The 18,771-nt window shown below is 74.1% G+C and carries 19 protein-coding genes; 14 read left to right on the forward strand and 5 right to left on the reverse strand.

Translation table 11 applies throughout. From position 1 onward, the window contains the following. Positions 1-7 precede the first annotated feature (7 nt). The 12 genes from AB0N29_RS09715 (at position 8) to AB0N29_RS09770 (ending at position 11,870) form a co-directional block, all read left to right on the forward strand. Positions 8-1,054, forward strand: a complete 1,047-nt coding sequence (locus AB0N29_RS09715) for an ABC transporter permease (RefSeq protein ID WP_364866202.1) — start codon at positions 8-10, stop codon at positions 1,052-1,054. Beyond that, positions 1,051-1,983: an ABC transporter permease gene (locus AB0N29_RS09720; protein WP_364866204.1), complete on the forward strand. Its 933-nt coding sequence runs from the start codon at positions 1,051-1,053 to the stop codon at positions 1,981-1,983. Before AB0N29_RS09715 ends, AB0N29_RS09720 begins: the two co-directional genes overlap by 4 nt. Further along, on the forward strand, positions 1,980-3,038 hold the full coding sequence (locus tag AB0N29_RS09725) for an ABC transporter ATP-binding protein (protein WP_364866206.1): 1,059 nt from the start codon (positions 1,980-1,982) through the stop codon (positions 3,036-3,038). The genes AB0N29_RS09720 and AB0N29_RS09725 overlap by 4 nt, the downstream gene beginning before the upstream one ends. Further along, positions 3,035-4,006 (forward strand): ABC transporter ATP-binding protein, encoded by a 972-nt coding sequence (locus tag AB0N29_RS09730; RefSeq protein WP_364866208.1) that lies wholly within the window; start codon positions 3,035-3,037, stop codon positions 4,004-4,006. The genes AB0N29_RS09725 and AB0N29_RS09730 overlap by 4 nt, the downstream gene beginning before the upstream one ends. After that, on the forward strand, positions 3,999-5,246 hold the full coding sequence (locus tag AB0N29_RS09735; RefSeq protein WP_364866209.1) for an amidohydrolase family protein: 1,248 nt from the start codon (positions 3,999-4,001) through the stop codon (positions 5,244-5,246). The genes AB0N29_RS09730 and AB0N29_RS09735 overlap by 8 nt, the downstream gene beginning before the upstream one ends. Beyond that, entirely contained in the window at positions 5,243-6,949 is a 1,707-nt protein-coding gene (locus tag AB0N29_RS09740) for a DUF885 domain-containing protein (RefSeq protein ID WP_364866211.1), read from the forward strand. The genes AB0N29_RS09735 and AB0N29_RS09740 overlap by 4 nt, the downstream gene beginning before the upstream one ends. Further along, positions 6,942-7,331: a nuclear transport factor 2 family protein gene (locus AB0N29_RS09745; protein ID WP_364866213.1), complete on the forward strand. Its 390-nt coding sequence runs from the start codon at positions 6,942-6,944 to the stop codon at positions 7,329-7,331. The genes AB0N29_RS09740 and AB0N29_RS09745 overlap by 8 nt, the downstream gene beginning before the upstream one ends. Positions 7,332-7,367: 36 nt before the next feature. Next, on the forward strand, positions 7,368-7,904 hold the full coding sequence (locus AB0N29_RS09750) for an XRE family transcriptional regulator (RefSeq protein ID WP_302269308.1): 537 nt from the start codon (positions 7,368-7,370) through the stop codon (positions 7,902-7,904). A 73-nt stretch (positions 7,905-7,977) separates the two neighbouring features. Further along, a complete protein-coding gene (locus AB0N29_RS09755; RefSeq protein WP_364866217.1) occupies positions 7,978-8,904 on the forward strand; it encodes a dihydrodipicolinate synthase family protein in 927 nt (308 codons plus the stop codon). A 5-nt stretch (positions 8,905-8,909) separates the two neighbouring features. Then, positions 8,910-10,121, forward strand: coding sequence for an FAD-binding oxidoreductase (locus tag AB0N29_RS09760; RefSeq protein ID WP_364866219.1), 1,212 nt, complete (start codon positions 8,910-8,912; stop codon positions 10,119-10,121). Beyond that, complete coding sequence (locus tag AB0N29_RS09765; RefSeq protein WP_302269314.1) at positions 10,111-10,389, forward strand: (2Fe-2S)-binding protein; 279 nt, start codon at positions 10,111-10,113, stop codon at positions 10,387-10,389. The genes AB0N29_RS09760 and AB0N29_RS09765 overlap by 11 nt, the downstream gene beginning before the upstream one ends. Further along, a complete protein-coding gene (locus tag AB0N29_RS09770; RefSeq protein ID WP_364866221.1) occupies positions 10,377-11,870 on the forward strand; it encodes an FAD-dependent oxidoreductase in 1,494 nt (497 codons plus the stop codon). Before AB0N29_RS09765 ends, AB0N29_RS09770 begins: the two co-directional genes overlap by 13 nt. A 188-nt stretch (positions 11,871-12,058) precedes the next feature. Here AB0N29_RS09770 and AB0N29_RS09775 read toward each other — a convergent pair whose 3' ends face one another. Next, complete coding sequence (locus AB0N29_RS09775; RefSeq protein WP_364866223.1) at positions 12,059-12,982, reverse strand: ferritin-like domain-containing protein; 924 nt, start codon at positions 12,980-12,982, stop codon at positions 12,059-12,061. A gap of 394 nt (positions 12,983-13,376) precedes the next feature. On the opposite strand from AB0N29_RS09775, the gene AB0N29_RS09780 reads away from it, so the two are divergent. Further along, on the forward strand, positions 13,377-14,618 hold the full coding sequence (locus AB0N29_RS09780) for an Nramp family divalent metal transporter (RefSeq protein ID WP_302269318.1): 1,242 nt from the start codon (positions 13,377-13,379) through the stop codon (positions 14,616-14,618). A gap of 18 nt (positions 14,619-14,636) precedes the next feature. On the opposite strand, the gene AB0N29_RS09785 is transcribed toward AB0N29_RS09780, so the two are convergent. Next, positions 14,637-15,452: an NAD(P)H-binding protein gene (locus tag AB0N29_RS09785; RefSeq protein WP_364866226.1), complete on the reverse strand. Its 816-nt coding sequence runs from the start codon at positions 15,450-15,452 to the stop codon at positions 14,637-14,639. Between the two features lie 86 nt (positions 15,453-15,538). On the opposite strand from AB0N29_RS09785, the gene AB0N29_RS09790 reads away from it, so the two are divergent. Continuing rightward, positions 15,539-15,961 (forward strand): helix-turn-helix domain-containing protein, encoded by a 423-nt coding sequence (locus AB0N29_RS09790; protein ID WP_302269320.1) that lies wholly within the window; start codon positions 15,539-15,541, stop codon positions 15,959-15,961. 30 nt (positions 15,962-15,991) lie between these two features. On the opposite strand, the gene AB0N29_RS09795 is transcribed toward AB0N29_RS09790, so the two are convergent. The 3 genes from AB0N29_RS09795 to AB0N29_RS09805 form a co-directional block, all read right to left on the reverse strand. Beyond that, positions 15,992-16,828, reverse strand: a complete 837-nt coding sequence (locus AB0N29_RS09795; protein WP_364866229.1) for an alpha/beta hydrolase — start codon at positions 16,826-16,828, stop codon at positions 15,992-15,994. Between the two features lie 129 nt (positions 16,829-16,957). Continuing rightward, a complete protein-coding gene (locus AB0N29_RS09800; protein ID WP_364866231.1) occupies positions 16,958-17,560 on the reverse strand; it encodes a cytochrome b/b6 domain-containing protein in 603 nt (200 codons plus the stop codon). 25 nt (positions 17,561-17,585) lie between these two features. Continuing rightward, the gene (locus tag AB0N29_RS09805) at positions 17,586-18,752 is read right to left on the reverse strand and encodes a glycosyl hydrolase (protein WP_364866233.1); all 1,167 of its coding nucleotides are present in this window, start codon (positions 18,750-18,752) and stop codon (positions 17,586-17,588) included. Positions 18,753-18,771 lie beyond the last annotated feature (19 nt).

Below are 18,771 nucleotides of genomic sequence, written 5' to 3' on the forward strand. Positions count from 1 at the left end.
AGCACCCATGAGCACGCGACCCGTGGCGGCGCGCTGGCGACAGCTCGCCGGCCTGGTGGCCAGGCGCCTCGGCGTCACGCTGGTCCTGCTGGTCGGGGTCACCATCGTGACCTTCTCCCTGGTCCAGCTGGTCCCGGGCGACGCGGCCTCGGCGAACCTGTCCGAGGCCGCGCAGGCCGACCCCGAGGTGGTCGCGGCGTACCGCGACAAGTGGGGCCTCGACGACTCCATCGTCGAGCGCTACCTGACCTACATGGGCAACCTGCTCCACGGTGACCTGAGTGTCTCCCAGGTCGACGGCCGCTCGGTCGCGACGTCGCTGGGCGACTACGTGCCGGCGACCCTCGAGCTGGCGATCCCCGCGATGCTCATCGCGGTCGTCCTCGGGGTCAGCATCGGGATGCTCGGTGCGGTCAAGCGCGGTCGCGTGACCGACCAGGTGATCCGCTTCGGCGCCCTGGTCGGGCTCTCCACGCCGTCGTTCTGGCTCGCGATCGTGGTGCTCTACGTGTTCTTCTTCGTGCTCGGCATCGCCCCCAACGGCGGGCGGCTCAGCCCGCAGTTCGCCCCACCGCCCGACGTCACCGGGATGTACACCGTCGACGCCGCCCTCGCCGGGCAGTGGACGGTGTGGTGGGACGCCGTGCAGCACCTGATGCTGCCGGTCCTCGTGCTGAGCTGCCTGACCGTCGCCATGCTGATCCGCTTCGTGCGCTCCTCGATGCTCGAGGTGATGCAGCAGGACTACGTCGCCGCCGCGACGGCGAAGGGCCTGCCACGTCGTACCGTCCTCGGGCGGCACGTGCTCCGTGCCGGCCTCGCGCCGGTGCTGACCGTCAGCGGCCTGGCCTTCGCCTCGATGCTCTCGGGGACCGTGCTGATCGAGCAGGTCTTCAGCTGGCCCGGCCTGGGGCAGTACGCCTACCGCAGCGCCAGCAGCCTGGACCTGCCCTCGATCATGGGCGTCTGCCTGCTCGTCGCGCTGATCTACATGCTCATGAACCTCGTCGTGGACTTCCTCTACGGCGTCATCGACCCGAGGATCCGCGGATGAGCGGCCGGACCGCCGACGAGGTGGCACCCGCCCCCGTCGAGACGCTGGGTCTGCAGGACCCCGCCGTGCAGAAGTCGCTGGCCCGCCGCGGCTGGCTCTTCGCCGGCTCCCGCAAGGCGCTGCGCGACCCGCTCGCGCTGCTGGCGCTCGTGCTGCTCGTCGGGTGGGTCCTGGTCGCGCTCCTCGCGCCCTGGATCGCGCCGCACGACCCGCTCGAGCAGTCCGGCGAGCTGTACGCCGGCCCCTCCGGCGCGCACCCGTTCGGCACCGACGAGCTCGGCCGCGACGTCCTCTCCCGGGTCATCCACGGCACCCGGCTCTCGCTGCCGCTCTCGGCCACGATCGTCGCCCTGGCGCTCGCGATCGGCGGCGTCCTCGGCCTGGTCGCCGGCTACTTCGGCGGCTGGATCGACGAGGTGCTGATGCGCCTGACCGACCTGGTCTTCGCCTTCCCCCAGATCATCCTGGCGATGGCGGTCACCGCCGCCTTCGGCCCCAGCAGCCGCAACGCGGTGCTGGCCCTGGTGATCGTCTCCTGGCCGGTCTACGCCCGGGTGGTGCGCTCGGCGGTGCTCAGCATCCGCGGTCAGGACTTCCTGAGCTCCTCGCGCCTGCTCGGCGTCGGACCGTTCCGCGCGCTGCGCAAGGACGTGCTGCCCAACAGCGTCGGCCCCGCGGTGGTGCTGGCGAGCCTCGAGCTCGGCAACGCCACCCTGATGCTCGCCGCGCTGTCCTACCTCGGCCTCGGTCCGCGGCCGCCGGCGCCCGAGTGGGGCGCGATGATCGCGCTCGGCTCCAACGACCTCGCGTCGTGGTGGGTGAGCGTCTTCCCGGGGCTGGCCATCCTCACGGTGGTGCTCGCCTTCAACGTCCTCGGCGACGCCCTGCGCGACCGCCTCGACCCGCAGTCGTGGAGGCGTGCGCGATGACCGACCTGGTGAACCTCGACGGGCTGACCGTCTCGCTGCCCACCGAGCAGGGCCGGGTGACGGTCATCCACGACGCCACGATGCGCGTCGGGCCGGGCGAGATCGTCGGCCTGGCCGGCGAGAGCGGCTCGGGCAAGAGCCTGACCGCCCGCGCCCTGCTCGGCCTGCTGCCCGAGGGCGCGCAGGTCGGCGGCTCGATCCGGTACGACGGGCAGGAGCTCGTCGGCCTCGACGAGGCCACGATGCGCGGGATCCGCGGTGGCGAGATCGCGATGGTCTTCCAGGACTCGACCGCCGCGCTGCACCCGATGCTGACCGTGGGCCGCCAGCTCACCGAGCACATGCGCGTCCACCGCGACCTGTCCCGCAAGGCCGCCCGCACCGAGGCCTGCGACCTGCTGGACCGGGTGCGGATCCCCGACCCGCGGGCCGCGCTGCGCGCCTACCCCCACCAGTTCTCCGGCGGCATGCGGCAGCGGATCGCGATCGCCAGCGCGCTGGCCGGGTCCCCGCGGCTGCTCATCGCCGACGAGCCCACCACGGCGCTCGACGTCACCGTCCAGGCCGGGATCCTCGCGCTGCTCGAGCAGCTGCGGGCGGAGTCGGGCCTGTCGGTCGTCTTCATCACCCACGACCTCAGCGTGCTCTCCGCGATCAGCACCCGGTCCTACGTCTTCTACGGCGGCCGGGTGATGGAGTCCGGCCCGACCGGCGAGGTGCTGACCCAGCCGCTGCACCCCTACACCAAGGCGCTGCTCGACTCGCGCCCCCACGGGATCAGCGCGCGGACGACCCTGCGCGCCATCCCCGGTGAGCCCGTCGTCCCTGGCCAGGCCCCTCCGGGCTGCCCGTTCGAGCCGCGCTGCTCGTTCTCGGTCGACGCCTGCCGCGAGATGGTGCCCGCGCTCGTGCCCACGGTGCCCGGCCGGTCGCTCGCCTGCGACGTGGTCTCCGGCCGGACCGCGCGGGCCACGATCGCCGCGAGCAGCACCGGCAGCACCAGCACCAGCACCGAAGGGACCGGCACGACCAGCGAGAGGACGGTGGCGCCGTGAGCCTGCTCGACATCGAGGACCTCGAGGTCCGCTACCGCACCCGCGGCCGTGGCACCGTCCACGCCGTCGACGGCGTCAGCCTGCAGGTGCAGCCCGGCGAGGTCGTCGGCCTGGTCGGTGAGTCCGGCTGCGGCAAGTCCTCCCTGGCCCGCACCGTGGTCGGGCTCGGCAAGCCGGCGGGCGGCAGCGTGCGCTTCGACGGCCGGCCGGTGCGCCCGGTCGGCTGGCGGCGGCGCTCGGACGCCGAGACGCGGCTGCAGATGGTCTTCCAGAACCCCTACGCCTCGCTCAACCCGCGTCGTACCGTCGGCGACCAGATGCTGGACGGCGTCGCCGCCTCCGTCACCGGGTCCGCCCGCAAGGACCGCGCCGTCGAGCTGCTCGAGCGCGTCGGGATGTCGGCAGCGGCGATGACGCGCTACGCCCACCAGTTCTCCGGCGGCCAGCGCCAGCGGCTCGCCATCGCCCGCGCGCTGGCACCGGAGCCGTCGCTGATCGTCGCCGACGAGCCGGTCACCGCGCTGGACGCCTCCGCGCAGGCGCAGGTGATCAACCTGCTGATGTCGCTGGTCCGCGACCTCGACATGGCGATGCTGTTCATCTCCCACGACCTGACGCTGGTCCACCAGGTCGCGGACCGGACCGCCGTGATGTACCTCGGCAAGGTCGTGGAGACCGGCCCGACGGAGACGCTGATGCGCGCGCCGAGCCACCCCTACTCCCAGGCGCTGCTCGCCGCGGTCCCGCAGGTCTCCGCGACCCGGGTCATGCCGACGGTGCTCGCCGGCGAGGTGCCGGACGCCGGTGCGATCACGAGCGGCTGCCGGTTCGCGCCGCGCTGCCGCCACGCGATCGACGTCTGCAGCGCCGAGCCGCCGCTGGTGCGGGTGGGCGGCACCGAGGCGGCCTGCTGGCGGGCCGAGGAGCTCGACATGTCGATCACAGGAGAGGTGGAGAGCAATGCGTAGCCCCCAGGCGGTCGTCCTCACGGGAGGTCGCGTGTACGACGGCGACCAGACCCGTCCGGACACCGCGGTCTGGATCGACGCGGCCGGCACCATCGCCGGCGTCGGCGGCACCGAGGACGTGCTGGCCGCCGCCCGCGCCGCGGACCCGTCGGTCGGCGTCGTCGACCTCGACGGTGCCGTGGTGGCGCCCGGCCTGGTCAACATGCACGTCCACCTCGGCCTCGGCCTCCCCGGCCCGCTGGAGGACGCCGTCTCCTCGGCCGACCCCGCCGAGCTGGTGCTGCTGATGGCCGACTCCGCCCGCCGCACCCTGCACGCCGGCGTCACCACCGTCCGGCTGGTCGGGGAGACCCGGTACGCCGACTTCGCGCTGCGCAAGGCGATCGACCTCGGCGCCGTCGACGGGCCGCACATCTACACCGCCGGCCACGCGCTGTGCTGCACCGGCGGCCACGGCCACGGTGCCGACGGCCTCGAGGCCGACGGCGCCGACGGGTTCCGCCGGGCCACCCGCGAGCAGATCCGGGCCGGCGCGGACCTGATCAAGGTCTGCGTCTCCGGCGGCATCGCCGGGGAGCACGAGCAGATCCACACCCCGCAGCTGACCGACGAGGAGATGGAGGCGGTCATCTCGACCGCCCACGACTGGGGTCGCAAGGTCACCGCGCACGCCGGTCCCAGCGACACCATCGCCCGGGCCGTGCGGCTCGGCCTGGACTGCGTCGAGCACGGCTACCAGATGACCCGCGAGCTCACCGACCTGATGGCGGCCCACGGCGTCTGGTACGTCCCCACCATCACCGTCAGCCGGTGCAAGGAGTTCTTCGAGGCCAACCGGGTCCCGCAGTGGATGATGGATCGGGCGCTCGCCGCCGGCCCCGCGCACTGGCAGAGCCTGCAGAACGCGATCGCCTCGGGCGTCACCATCGCCATGGGCAGCGACATGCCGCCGTTCGCGCCGTTCGACGGCACCACGGCCACGGTCCGCGAGATGGAGTTCATGGCCGAGGCGGGGATGACGCCGCTCGAGGTGATGCGTTCGGCGACCGAGCGGCCCGCGGAGTGGCTCGGCTCCGAGCTCTTCGGCCGGGTCGAGGTCGGCCGCCGCGCCGACCTGGTGGTCATGGCCGAGGACCCGGTCGCCGACATCTCCGCGCTGCGCGGCATCGACGCCGTGCTCAAGGGCGGCGTCCTGCACCGCGACGACCTCTCCCGGTTCGCCGGCGTGGTGGTCCGGTGATCCCCGCCGGCCCCGACGCGGTGCGCGCCGTCGCCGACCGCTACCTCGAGGACAAGGCGGCGCTCGACCCGGAGACCGCGGCGGTCCTCGGCCACGAGGGCGTCGCGCCCGTCCCGGACCTCTCGCCGGAGGCCTTCGCCGCCCGGGCCGACCTGGACCGCCGCACGGTCGCCGCGCTCCGCGACGCCGTGGCCACGGCCGAGCGGGTCCCCGCGGGCGACCGGCGCCTCGCCACCACCATGGTCGAGCGGCTGGGCAGCGACGTGGACCTGTACGACGCCGGGTTCACCACCACCCTGCTCGCGCCGCTGGCCACCCCGGTGCACGCGATGCGCCAGGTCTTCGACGACCTCCCGACCGGGTCGGACCAGGACTGGGCCCGCATCGCGGACACGCTCGACTCGGTGCCGGCCGGCCTGGCGGCGTACACCCGCACGCTCGAGCAGGCCCGCGCCGAGGGCCGGCGGTTCGCCCCGCGCCAGGCGCTCGGGCTGGCCCGGCAGTGCCGCTCCTGGGTCGACCCCCGGGGCACCGACTTCTACGGGTCGCTCGTCGCCCGCCACGACGGCGCGCTGGCCGGCCGGCTCCGGGCAGCGGCGCAGGCGGCCGCCGCGGCCACCGCGGCGTTCGCCGACTACCTCACCACCGACCTGGCGCCGACCGCGACCGCCCCGGACGGGGTCGGCCGCGAGGTCTACGAGGTCACCAGCCGCGCCTTCCTCGGCGCCACGGTGGACCTCGACGAGCTGCACGCCTACGGCTGGGAGGAGCTGCGCCGGCTCGACGCCGAGAGCCGCAGCCTCGCCCGCTCGATCACCGGCGAGGCAGACCTGGACCGTGCCCTGGCCGTGCTCGACGGCGACCCGTCGGGCCAGGTCGAGGCTGGCGAGCCGCTCGTGCGGTGGCTCCAGGACCGCATCGACCGGGTGGCCGCGCACCTCGACGGCACCCACTTCGACATCCCCGCCCACACCGCGCCGGTCGAGGCCCGCATGGTCACCGCGGGGTCGGGCGTCATGTACTACGCGCCGCCGGACCACGCGCTGACCCGGCCCGGCCGGGTCTGGTGGTCGGTGCCGGCCGGCACCGCCGCGCTGCCCACCTGGCGCGAGGTCAGCACCGTGCACCACGAGGGCCTGCCCGGGCACCACCTGCAGTACGCCGTGACCCTCGGGCTCGACGACCTGCACCCCTGGCAGCGCCACCTGTGCCACGTCCACGGGTACGCCGAGGGCTGGGCCCACTACGCCGAGCAGGTCTCGGTGGAGCTCGGGCTGCTCGACGACCCGCGCGAGCGGCTCGGCATGCTCTACGCCCAGATGTGGCGCGCCGCGCGCATCGTCGTCGACATGGGCCTGCACCTCTCGCTGCCGATCCCGCGCGGGAACGGCTTCACCGAGGAGTCCACCTGGACCCCCGAGCTCGCCGTGGACTTCCTCCACCGGGTAGCGGGGGTGGACCCCCAGACAGCACAGTTCGAGGTGGACCGGTACCTCGGCTGGCCCGGCCAGGCGCTGGCCTTCAAGGCGGGCGCCCGGCTGTGGCAGCAGGCCCGGGCCGACCAGGAGCAGCGCCAGGGGGCCGACTTCGTCCTCAAGCGGTTCCACCGGCAGGCGCTGGAGCTGGGACCGATGGGGCTGGGGCCGCTGCAGGAGCTGCTGCTGGCCGAGGACACGGGCACGAACGGAGACGCACATGAGTGAGAACGGCCAGGACGCGCTGCGGTCCTTCATCGAGGACCTCTACGCCTCCTACGGCGACCCCGAGCGCTTCGACGCCCACCTCGACCCCGGCATCACGATCTGGGAGTCCGACCAGACCGACATGCTGGTCGGCGTGGAGGCGCTCGACGGGCTGCGGGGCGGCCGGAACGGCGAGACGCCGGCGCCGCCGACGGTGCGTCCGGTGCCGCGCGGCTTCGTCGTCGACGTGTACGGCGACACCGGCGTGGTCCGCTACGACCTCGGCGTCGAGCAGCTGACCGGGGAGCCGACCGGCGACCTGTTCCGGGTGACCGACGTGCTGCGCAGCAGCGATGGGCACTGGCGGATCGTGCACCACCACGCGGAGCAGGTCGCTCCGTGAGGACCACGACCACCGGTCACCGGGGAGGTGAGCGACGTGCTGGGTGACCGACTGCGCGAGCTGCGGCAGAAGCGGGGCCTGACCCTCAAGGGCCTGGCCGCCCAGGCCGAGGTCTCGGTCGGGCTGCTGAGCCAGATCGAGAACGGCACGACCGACCCGAGCCTCGCGACCCTGCGCAAGCTCTCGGCCGTCTTCGACGCCGAGATCGCCTCGCTGTTCACCGAGCCGAACGCGCCCCTGGTCTACGTCAGCCGACCCGGGCAGCGCACCACCATCTCGGCACCGCAGGGCCGGATCACCTACGAGCGGCTCACGCCGGGCCGTGGCGAGCTCGAGGTGCTGCGCGCCGACCTCGCGCCCGGCGACACCAGCTCCGCCGAGCCGCGCGGGCACGCCTCGACCGAGTGCGTGCTGGTGCTCGGCGGGACGGTCCGCATCGAGGTGGGCGAGGCGACGTACGACCTCGTGGCCGGCGAGGCCGTCACCTTCGACTCCCGCCTGCCGCACCGGTTCAGCAACGTCAGCGACGAGCCGGCCAGCATCACCGTCTCGGTCACGCCGCCCGTGCCGTGACCGGCGCCCCGCCCCGCACGCCCCGCCCCCACACGCACGTCCCACACGGGACCCGTCCGTCCCGGAGGACACCATGGACCGCAGCTCGGTGAGCTGGCGCGGGTACATCCCCGCGATCACCACGCCCTTCGACAGCAGCGGCGCGCTCGACCTGCCCGCGCTCCACCAGCAGATCGACTGGTACCGGGCCGAGGGCCTGCACGGCATCGTCGTCGCCGGCACGAGCGGCGAGTGGTTCAGCCTGTCCACCGAGGAGCGGGCCGACCTCTTCGCGGCCGCCGCGCGCCACCGCGCCGAGGACTTCGTGGTCATCGGTGCGTGCAACGCCTTCACCGCCGCGGAGGCGGTCGTCCACGCCCGGGCGGCCGAGCGGGTCGGGCTCGACGGCATCCTGCTCACCCCGCCGCCGTACGTCGTGCCGAACCCCCGCGAGGTCGTGCAGTTCTACAGCGACGTCTCGGACGCCACCGACATCGCGATGTGCGTCTACAACTGGCCGCGCGGCTGCGTCGTCGACATGGGTCCCGACCTGCTCGGCGAGCTGGCCGACGTCGAGAACGTCGTCGCGATCAAGAACTCCACCGGCGACTTCGCCTCCTTCCTCGCCGGGATGTACGCCCTCGAGGGCCGGGTGCGCTACTTCGGCCTCCCGACCAGCCCGCTCGGCGCCGACCTGGCGCTGCTCGGCCACGGCGACGGCCTGATGGGCTCCGGCGGCGTGCTCGGCAGCGACCACCCCGGCTTCTGGGACGCCGTCGACGCGGGCGACCGGGACCGCGCCGTCGAGCTGGGCGCCCGCGACCGGGTCGTCATGCAGGCGTGGTTCACCCCCGACTACGGGGTGCGGTTCGGCAACCAGCAGGCGATCATGAAGACCGCCCTGCGGCTGCGCGGCGTCCCGGCCGGGCACGTCCGCCGCCCGCTGCTCGAGCTCTCCGCCGACGAGGTGGACCTGATCGCCTCGACGCTGGCCTCGCTGGACATCGAGACGGTCCGCTGAGCCCGGTGGACAGGGTCGACGTCCTCGTCGTCGGCGGGGGGTTCCTCGGCTGCGCGACGGCATGGATGCTCGCCCGCGAGGGAGCCGACGTCCTGCTCGTCGAGCGCGACCAGGTCAACCAGCACGCTTCCGGGCAGAACGCCGGCAGCCTGCACTTCCAGCTCGAGTACCGGATGATCGAGCGCGGCATCGAGGCGGCCAAGCTGGCCGCCGAGGCGATGCCGCTGCACCTCGAGGCGGCGCAGTGGTGGGAGCGGCTCACCGAGGAGGTCGGCGAGCCGCTCGGGGTGTCCCAGACCGGCGGCCTGATGCTCGCCCACACCGCCGAGCAGGAGCGCCTCCTGCACGCCAAGGCGGAGGTGGAGCGGGCTTGGGGCCTCGACGTGCGCGTCCTGGACCGCGAGGCGGTCCTCGCGGAGGCGCCGTACCTCTCCCCGACGGTGCGCGCCGCCAGCCACTGCCCGATCGAGGGCAAGGCCGACACCCGGCTCGCGGCACCCGCGCTCGCGCGCGCCGCCGCGCGGCTCGGCGCAGACGTGCAGGGCCGGTGCGAGGTGGTGCGCCTGGCGCGTGCGGGCGGCGGGTGGACCGCGACCCTGCGGTCCCGCGGCGCCGGCCCGGCCGGCCCCGTGGGCACCGAGCGCACCGTCCAGGCCGACGCCGTCGTGCTGGCGGCCGGCGTCTGGACGACCGAGCTCGGGGCCATGATCGGCTCCGAGCTCCCCACCATCCCGCTCGCGCTGACGATGAGCGTCACGGTGCGCCGGCCGCCGCTGATCTCCCACCTGGTCCAGCACGCCGGCACCCGGCTGTCGCTGAAGCAGGCCGGGGACGGGAACGTGCTCATCGGTGGCGGGTGGCCCGCCCGCCTGGGCCGGGGCCCGCTCGGGGAGGCCGACCTCGCGCGCTCCCCGGAGATCGTCGCCGGCTCGGTCGCCGGCAACGCCCGGGCGGCGGTCGCTGCCGTCCCGGAGCTCGCGCACGTCCCCGTGCTGCGCACCTGGGTGGGGACCACGACCGTGACCCCCGACCAGCTGCCGCTGGTGGGTGCGGTGCCGGACGCCCCCGGTGCCTTCGTGGCCACCGGCGGCTCCGCCTTCACCCTCGGGCCGAGCTTCGCCCAGGTCCTCACCGACCTGGTGCAGGGCCGGCCGGCCGGCACCGACCTGACGCCGTACGACCCCCGCCGCTACCGAGGAGGAGCCCGTGTCGGCTGAACGAGTCCCGACCTCGCGCGGCGAGCAGGTGGTCCTGACCTACGAGGGCCGCCCGATCGCCTGCCACGCCGGGGAGACCCTTGCCGCCGCCCTGCTGGTCGCCGGCGACGTCGTCTTCAGCACCATGCCCGACGGCAGCCCGCGGGCGCCGTTCTGCAACATGGGCACCTGCTTCGACTGCGCGCTCGTCGTGGACGGGGTGCCGTTGACGCGGTCCTGCCTGACCGAGGTCCGCGACGGGATGGAGGTCCAGCGGTGGACCAGGTGACCCACGACGTCGTGGTGGTCGGCGCCGGCCCCGCCGGGATGTCGGCCGCCGTGGCCGCCGCCGACGCCGGTCTCCGCGTCGCCGTCGTCGACGAGCAGCGCCGTGCCGGCGGCCAGATCTTCCGGCAGCCGCCCGAGGAGTTCGCCGGCGTCGGGGTGCGCCCCGGCGCGGGCTACGGGTGGGCGCTCCCGCTGCTGCGCGACTTCGAGTCGCACCCCCTGGTCGACCACCGGCCCTCCAGCAGCGCGCTCGGCGTCCTGCGCGAGGTCGACGCCCCGCACGAGCGGGGCGCAGTGCTCACCGTGGCGGTCTCGACCCCCGCCGGCGGCGTGAACCTCCGCGCGCCGCGGCTGGTCCTGGCGACCGGCGCCTACGACCTGCCGGTCGCCTTCCCCGGCTGGACGCTGCCCGGCGTGATGACCGCCGGTGGCGTGCAGAGCCTGCTCAAGAGCCAGCACGTCCGGGTGGCGGGTCCGGTCGTCGTCGCCGGGTCGCACCCGCTGCTCATCGTCGTGGCCGAGCAGCTCCGCGCCGCGGGTGCCGACGTCGTCGAGGTCGCGTTCGCCCGCGGCCTGCCCACCCCCGGCGAGGGGGTGCGCGCCCGCCGCGCGGTGCCCGGGCACGCCGCGGTGCTCGCCGAGACGGCCCGAGCGGTGGCGAACCTCGTGGCCCACGGCGTCCGGATCAGCACCCGCACGGCCGTCGTCGCCGCGCACGGCCGCGACGGCGTCGAGAGCGTCGAGCTGGCCCGCATCGACTCCTCCTGGCGGCAGACCGGCCGGCGGCGCACCCGCGCCGCGGCGACGCTGGTCGTCGGCTACGGCTTCACCCCCTCGACCGAGCTGGCCCGGCAGGCCGGGTGCGAGGTCGAGTGGAGCTCGCCGCGGGGCGGCTGGGTCGTGCGGCACGACGAGTCCTTCGCCGCCTCCCTCCCCGGGGTGTGGGTCGCGGGCGAGCCGACCGGTGTCGGCGGCGCCGAGCAGGCCCGCGCCGAGGGTCGGCTGGCAGGGCTCGCGCTCGCGCGCGACGCCGACCCCCACGCCGTCTCCGCGGACGACCTGCGGGCCGCCGAGGACGACGTACGCCGGGCCGGCCGGTTCGCGGGCGTCGTCCAGGACCTCTTCGAGCCCGACCGCGCCGGGATGACCTCGTGGGCCGACCACGACACCACGATCTGCCGGTGCGAGCTGGTCACCCGCGGCACGGTCGAGCAGGTCCTCGCCGACAACCCGTTCCTCTCCACCGCGAGCGCGGTGAAGCTGGAGTGCCGCGCCGGGATGGGTCCCTGCCAGGGCCGCTACTGCGAGGGCGCCGTCGGTGCGCTCGTGTCGCAGGCCCGGGACCAGGCCCCCGCCGACAGCGGACACTTCTCGGGACGCTTTCCCGTCAAGCCCACTCCGCTCGGCGTCCTGGCCGACCTGGTGCCGGAGGACACGGACATCCACCCGAGCGTCAGTACGGACACGGCCGGGGCGGGGTAGTCACGGACGTCTCCGCCCCCCACGGGTCCCGTCAGGGTCGGAAACGTCCGTGACTGTCCCCGCGCCGGCGCCGTCAGTCGGGCGGCGGGGTCAGTGCTGGGCCGAGCCCCGCGGCGGGTGGACGAGCAGCCACATGGCACGGAGCAGCACCCAGGTCAGGGCCAGGGCGCCGACGACCTCCACGAGGCTCATGCGTTCGCCCCGCTGCGGTTGATCGAGCCGTTGACGCCGCTGGGGAAGAAGCCGCCCTTCTGCACCGACTTCGGGTTGAGGTAGACCACGTTGAGCACCTCGGGGGCGGAGCGGCTGAACGCCACGGCGTTGCGGTCGGCGGGCACCAGGTTGGCCTTCATGCGGCCACCGATGTACTGGTCCCGGTTGCCCTTGCCGTCGAGGCTGTCGCGGGCGTTGGAGATCTTCGCCGCCTGGTCGAAGAGGCCCTTCTGGTAGAGCGTGGTGCGGACGATGCCGGCGTGGTACGCCTCCACCGCAAGTATCCCGGCCGCGGCCTCGAGGTAGGTCTTGTTGTCGATCAGCGGGGCGGCGCCCTTGTACGCCGTCACGCCGACGTCCTCGAAGATGAACGCCGCGAGGAGGAAGTTGTTCTCGTTGGCGTAGGGGTCGAAGGTCTGGTTCGCGCCGATCAGGCCGGCCGCACGCGCGGCCGCGGTGAAGCTGTTCTTGATGTCGATGCTAGGGCGAGCGACCTTGGCGCCCCCGAGCGCCGTGCGCAGGAACTTGACGTGCGCCAGCTCGTCCATCGCGATCTCACGGGCGTACTTGCGGATCGCCGGCGTCGTGAACTCGACCTTGCGACCGCCCACGACACCGCCCCGCCGGCCCTTGCCGTTGGTCAGCTTGTCGCCGAGGCCCTCGCCGGTGACGGCCTGCAGGTAGAACTCCGCCTCGAGGTACTCCAGGTTCAGCGCGAAGTTGAGCACCGCCCCGTCGCTGATCGCGCCCTCGGCCGCGGACATCGTGCCGAGGACCCCGGCGCCGGCGCCGACGGCGCCGAGTCCCGCGACGCCCGCGGACTTGAGGAACAGGCGGCGGTCGGCCTCGTTCTCGGCCGAACGGCTGATCATGTCGCGCACCACTGCTTTGCCGAACATCGGTTCTCCCTTGATCGTCGATGCATGCGAGAAGGCATGCAGAAGAATGCAATGGCGTAGGCGTCGCCCTGGCGACGAGGCTCCATTGCAGGACCATTTCTCGCGCCGCCGGTCCGAATTCGACAGAATTCTTTCCACGACGGTCGCGCCGGGGGTGCGGCTGGCAGCTCCTGGTTGAGGTCGCACCCATCGGTGCTGGTCGACGCCTATTTCTCAGCGCCGTTCCAGCACCCGAACGGGACTCACGCTAAGCACGTGCCAGGGGCTTTGTCACCGTCTCGGAGGGGAATTTGTCGCCCATTCGCCGAATTCTCCTCAATCCGATCTCGGCGTCGCTCCGAACCACAATCGACGATATTTGCCGACCGACGCATCCAGCGCGAAGGAGCAGCGCATGTTCCAGGAACGGTCGCTCCCGGGAGGCCGCCCGGGAGCCCTGGTGCGCCGGTCGCTGCCCCTGTTGGGGCCGGCGTTCGTCACCGCCATCGCGTACGTCGACCCGGGCAACTTCGCCACCAACCTGACGGCCGGCACGACGTACGGCTACCTGCTCGTGTGGGTGGTGGTCGTCGCGAACCTGATGGCGATGCTGGTGCAGTACCTCTCGGCGAAGGTCGGCATCGCGACCGGGGCCAGCCTGCCCGCGCTGTGCCGCGAGCACTTCCCCCGCCCGGTGAGCCGCGGCCTCTGGGTCCAGGGGGAGGTCGTCGCCATCGCGACCGACGTCGCCGAGGTGGTCGGGGGCGCGATCGCGCTGCAGCTGTTGTTCGGGCTCCCGCTGCTGGTGGGCGGCGTGATCACCGCGGTGGTCGCCTTCCTCCTCCTGCTCGTGCAGAACCGGGGGCACCGGCCCTTCGAGTACGCCATCACCGGGCTGCTGGCGGTCATCCTGGTCGGCTTCGTCTACGACCTGGCCCGCAGCGGGCTCGAGCCGCTCGCGCTCGTCGAGGGAACCGTCCCGCGGTTCGACGGGCCCGACAGCATCCTGCTGGCCGCGGGGATGCTCGGCGCGACGGTCATGCCGCACGCGATCTACCTCCACGGAGCGCTCACCAGCACGCGCTACGGCCGCCCGCACGAGCGCGAGCGCGCGGCGCTGCTCCGCAGCCAGCGCGTCGACGTCGTCCTCGCGATGGGGATCGCGGGGGTCATGAACCTCGCGCTGCTGGTGGTCGCGGCGTCGGCCCTGTCCGGGCCGGAACCGCCGATCGACACCATCGAGGGGGCGCACGCGGAGCTCGGCGCCACCCTCGGGCCGGTCGCCGCGCTGCTGTTCGCGCTCGCGCTGCTGGCGTCCGGCTTCGCCTCCTCCAGCGTCGGCACCCTGGCCGGGCAGGTGGTGATGGAGGGGTTCCTGCGCGTGCGCATCCCCCTGACGCTGCGGCGGCTGGTCGCGCTCGTCCCGGCCGTGGCGGTGCTGGCGGCCGGGGTGGACCCGACCCGCGCGCTCGTGCTCTCTCAGGTCGTCCTGTCCTTCGGCATCCCCTTCGCGCTGGTCCCGCTCGTGCTGTTCACCGCCCGGCGCGACGTGATGGGCTCGCTGGTCAACCGGCGCACGACGACGGTGGCGGCAGTCGTGGTGGCGGCGGCCGTGATCGCCCTCAACGTGGCGCTGGTGGGGCTGACCGTGACCTAGCCGCGGCGGGCGGCCGGCTCAGGCGGCGGTGGGCCGCATCGACGCGGCGACGTCCGCGGCGACGGCGAGCGGGTCGGTGGCCGGCCGGCCGAGCAGCCGCACCAGGTCCGGGCCGCCGGCACCGAGGAAGCCGTGCCGGACGCTGGTGGCGATCGAGGCGAGCATCGGTGGCTGGAACGGCAGCAGGGTGTGGTCGGCCAGGAGCCGGGCGCGGTACTCCCCGAGCCCGGTGGTCGCGTGCTCGACCCCCAGCCGCGCGGCGACGTCGGCGGCCGTGATCGGCTCGCCGACGAGGTCGTACGTCGTCTCCGCGTGTGTGGCCGGGTCGGCGGCGACGACCGCGGCGGCCGCGGCCAGGTCGGCGCGGGCGACCGCGGCGAGGGCGCCGTCGCCGAACGCCGACTCCAGGCCGTCACCGGTCCAGGTCAGGAGCGCCCCGAACAGCTCGGCGTAGAGGCCGTTGCGCAGGATCGTCCAGCCCAGGCCGCTGGCCGTGACGAGCCGCTCGGTGGCCCGGTGGGCGGCGGCGAAGCCGAGGTGGTCGCCCGCACCGGTCAGGCTCGTGTAGACGACGTGGCCCACGCCGTCACGCACCGCCGCGTCGAGGACGGCGCCGTGCCGGGCGACGACCCGGTCGTCCTCGGCGTAGCCGGCCGAGACGAGGACGAGGGTCGAGACCCCGCCGAGGTCGAGGCTTCCGGGGTCGTCGAAGTCGAGCCGGCGCTGCCCGGCGGAGGGCGACCGCGTGCCGCCCAGGGCGGGCGCACGGCGCACGCCGAGCTCGTGGAGGATGAGTGAGGCGAGCTGTCCGTTCGCACCGGTCACCATGATCATTGCGGGTCCGTCCTCTTCCGTGGTTCTCTTCGGTAACTACGGAGGAGTCTTGGGCCGGCCGGGTCGGCCCACAAGGAGGCAGTCCTGTGTCCGTGACGCACACCGGGGTAACCGCCGGCCCCGCCGAGCTCGAGCCGTGCGGGGCGAAGGACCACCCCGACTGCGGGATCCGCGACGTGCTGGACCGGGTCGGCGACAAGTGGTCGGTGCTGGTCGTCGTCGAGCTCGCGGGCGGCCCGCGCCGCTTCCGGGAGCTCCAGCGCGCGGTCGAGGGCATCTCGCAGCGGATGCTGACCCTCACGGTCCGGCGGCTGGAGCGCGACGGCCTCGTCCTGCGGACGGTCTACCCGACCGTGCCGGCGCAGGTCGACTACCGCTTGACCGCGACGGGTGCGAGCCTGACGCACCTCGTCAAGGCGCTCGCGGACTGGTCGCTCGAGCACCGGGCCGAGATCGCCCGCTCGCGCGAGTCCTACGACCTCGACCACCCCGACAACGAGATCCGCTGACGCTGCCGGGGCGGCCGCTGCCGACCCGGGTCAGCGGGCGAGGAAGTCGAGCAGCGCCCGGTTGAACTCCTCGGCGTGGCTGACGTTGAAGCCGTGCGGGGCGTCGTCGACGACGACCAGCTGGCTGTGCGGGATCGCGGCGTGGGTGCGCTTCCCGGAGCCCTCGAACGGCACGGTGGCGTCGCCGGCGCCGTGGACGACCAGCGTCGGGACGGTCACCTTCGGGAGGTCGTCGCGGAAGTCGGTGCCGCCGAACGCCTCCATGCAGGCGAGCGCCGCCTTCTGGTCGGACTGGTGGCACAACGCGATGGCGTCCTGCCGCTGCTGCTCAGTCACCTTGAGCTCGCCGTCGACGGAGAAGAACTGCCGGGTGAAGTCGTCGAAGAACGCGTCCCGGTCCTTCTCCAGGTCCGCCGCCATGCCCTGCGCCTGCTCGGGCGGCAGCGGGCCGTCGGGGTTGTCGTCGGTCTGCATGAGGTACGGCGGAACGGCCGCCGCGAAGACGACGCTGTGCAGCCGCTCCTCGCCGTGGCGGGCGACGTAGCGGGCGACCTCGCCGCCGCCCATCGAGAAGCCGACGAGGGTGACGTCACGCAGGTCGAGCTCGTCCAGGACACCGGCGAGGTCGTCGGCGAGCTGGTCGTAGTCGTAGCCACCGCGGGGCTTGTCGCTGCGGCCGAAGCCGCGGCGGTCGTAGGCGACGACGCGGTGCCCGGCGGCGCTCAGTGCGCCCACCTGGTCCTTCCAGGACTCGGCCGAGAGCGGCCAGCCGTGGATGAGGACGACGGGGCGGCCCGTCCCTCCGGTGTCGTCGACATGGACCTTGGTCGTGTGGAGCAGGCCGGAGCTGGCGGTCACGTCGGTCATGCGGTTCTCCTTCCGTCGGTGCCCCGCCGGTACCCGCGCGGCGGGTCGGGGATCGGGGCGTCCGCCGGTCGTCGGGGAGGTGCTCTGACCGAGGTGCTTCGGACCCGCGCCGGCACACGGATTGGCCGGCTACCGCGGTGGCCGGTCCCGCCCGGTGACCATCCGCCGGGTCGTGCCCCGCACGAGCACCAGCCCGACGTGCGCGGCCACGACGGCGTACAGCGCGACGTGCGCGGCGACGTGGAGCGCCACCCAGTCGTCCCGCAGGAGCAGCGCCAGGCCGGTGGCCGGGACGACCAGGAGGAGGGTGAGCAACGCCTTCTCGAGCAGCCCCTGCACCCGCCGGTCGCGCGGGGAGAGGCGGTCCGACCACGGCGGCAGCGGGGTGGCGCGCCGCCACGCCAGCCGGGTGGCCGCGAGCGCGAGCAGGGCCAGCCCGAGGGCGACGTGGAGGCCGGAGGGGGCGTCCTCCTCGGCGTCGATCGCCTCCTCGCGCCGCTCGACCTCGCGCTCGAACCGCTCCTCGGCCGCCTCGCCCGCGCGCTCCGCACGTTCCTCGCCGCGCTCCTCGAACGCCTCGAGCCGCTGCTCGGCGCGGTCGGCGGCGCGGTCGGCGGAGCCGCCCATCGTGTAGCCGACGACGACCTGGACGGCGAGCAGGACGACCGTCACCCAGTGCAGGACCCGGGTGACGCTCCCGTAGCCGTGGGTGCCGTTGCGCAGCGGGGACACCTCGGCACCGTAGTGCCCGTCGACGTCAGTCGCCGGCGAAGCGCAGCCAGTCGGGCAGGTCCGTGCGGAACGCCTCGCCGACCGGTCCGACCGTGGCCCGCCAGTCGACCCGTCCGTCGACCTCGGGCTCCTGCTTGTCCCACTCGAACCAGTTGACCATCCCCACCAGCGGCAGCGTCTGGTCGTGGTCGGCGGCGAGCACCTGGCGCCACCAGGCCCGCTTGACCGCCAGCTCGTCGGCCCCGCCGCGGCCGGGGGCGAAGAGCGCACCGGTCTCGGTGACGGCCACCGGGAGGCCCTGCCGCTCGCCGTACTCGGCGTAGAAGTCGGGGACCACGCGCTCGTCGCCCGCGGCGCCGTCGTACGTCCCGCGCAGCAGGTCGGTGAACTTGCCCGGCTCGGGGACCTCGTTCTCGCCCCACGGGTAGCTCGCGCCCCAGTGGTAGATCGACATGCCGACCCAGTCGACGTGCTGCCTGCCGGGCCAGTACGGCGCGTAGGGGTCGTCGCGCCGGGTGACCGACCCGTCGCCGTCGGTGTCCAGCACCCGCGCGTCCGGCGAGCCGGGTGCGGCCTGGTGGGCGCCGCCGGCGAAGGGGTAGCCGCCGCCGTAGTTCGGCGCCCACACCATCGCGGTCCCCGGCGCCCCGCGGTGGACGGCCTCGGCGACGCGGCGGAAGGCGGCGACGTACGCCGCCGGCTGCTGGCCCCAGGCGTACCAGGAGCCGTTCATCTCGTGCGCGAAGCGGAGGAGCACCGGGGTGCCGGCGCGGTTGTGGCCGTCCAGGGTCCGCGCCAGGTCCTCGGCGACCGGCCGGGTGACGGCGGCCAGCCCGTCCTTCGGCTCCAGCGTGACCAGCAGCATGGTGCCGAGCTCGTGCGCCTGCTCCACGGCCTGGTCGAGCCAGGTGCGCTGCTGGTCGGTGATCGGCAGGTCGTAGAAGGAGACGGCGACCGCGGGCGCGTGGCCGAGGCGCTCGGCGTACGCCGCGAGGGAGTCCTGCGACCAGTCGATCGAGGCCCCGAACCACGCACCCTCGTCCGGGACCAGGTCGGCGGCCGCCCGGGGCGCCTCGGAGGTCGCGGGCGTCGAGGGAGCCACCGCCTGCGGGCCCTGCTCGGAGCCGGCGTCGCAGGAGCTCAGCGTGAGGGCCGCGAGGGCCAGGGCCGCCAGGACCGTGCGCCTCGCCATGGCACCAGCCAACCACAGC

This window comes from Nocardioides sp. NPDC092400, assembly GCF_040684155.1.
In the GTDB taxonomy this organism is placed as follows: domain Bacteria; phylum Actinomycetota; class Actinomycetes; order Propionibacteriales; family Nocardioidaceae; genus Nocardioides.

Coding starts and splice junctions, on each gene's coding strand:
- AB0N29_RS09805 (WP_364866233.1), bottom strand. CDS start 18,752: ATGGCGAGGCGCACGGTCCTGGCGGCCCTGGCCCTCGCGGCCCTCACG.
- AB0N29_RS09785 (WP_364866226.1), bottom strand. CDS start 15,452: ATGATCATGGTGACCGGTGCGAACGGACAGCTCGCCTCACTCATCCTC.
- AB0N29_RS09735 (WP_364866209.1), top strand. CDS start 3,999: ATGCGTAGCCCCCAGGCGGTCGTCCTCACGGGAGGTCGCGTGTACGAC.
- AB0N29_RS09715 (WP_364866202.1), top strand. CDS start 8: ATGAGCACGCGACCCGTGGCGGCGCGCTGGCGACAGCTCGCCGGCCTG.
- AB0N29_RS09755 (WP_364866217.1), top strand. CDS start 7,978: ATGGACCGCAGCTCGGTGAGCTGGCGCGGGTACATCCCCGCGATCACC.
- AB0N29_RS09725 (WP_364866206.1), top strand. CDS start 1,980: ATGACCGACCTGGTGAACCTCGACGGGCTGACCGTCTCGCTGCCCACC.
- AB0N29_RS09775 (WP_364866223.1), bottom strand. CDS start 12,982: ATGTTCGGCAAAGCAGTGGTGCGCGACATGATCAGCCGTTCGGCCGAG.
- AB0N29_RS09780 (WP_302269318.1), top strand. CDS start 13,377: ATGTTCCAGGAACGGTCGCTCCCGGGAGGCCGCCCGGGAGCCCTGGTG.
- AB0N29_RS09795 (WP_364866229.1), bottom strand. CDS start 16,828: ATGACCGACGTGACCGCCAGCTCCGGCCTGCTCCACACGACCAAGGTC.
- AB0N29_RS09745 (WP_364866213.1), top strand. CDS start 6,942: ATGAGTGAGAACGGCCAGGACGCGCTGCGGTCCTTCATCGAGGACCTC.
- AB0N29_RS09720 (WP_364866204.1), top strand. CDS start 1,051: ATGAGCGGCCGGACCGCCGACGAGGTGGCACCCGCCCCCGTCGAGACG.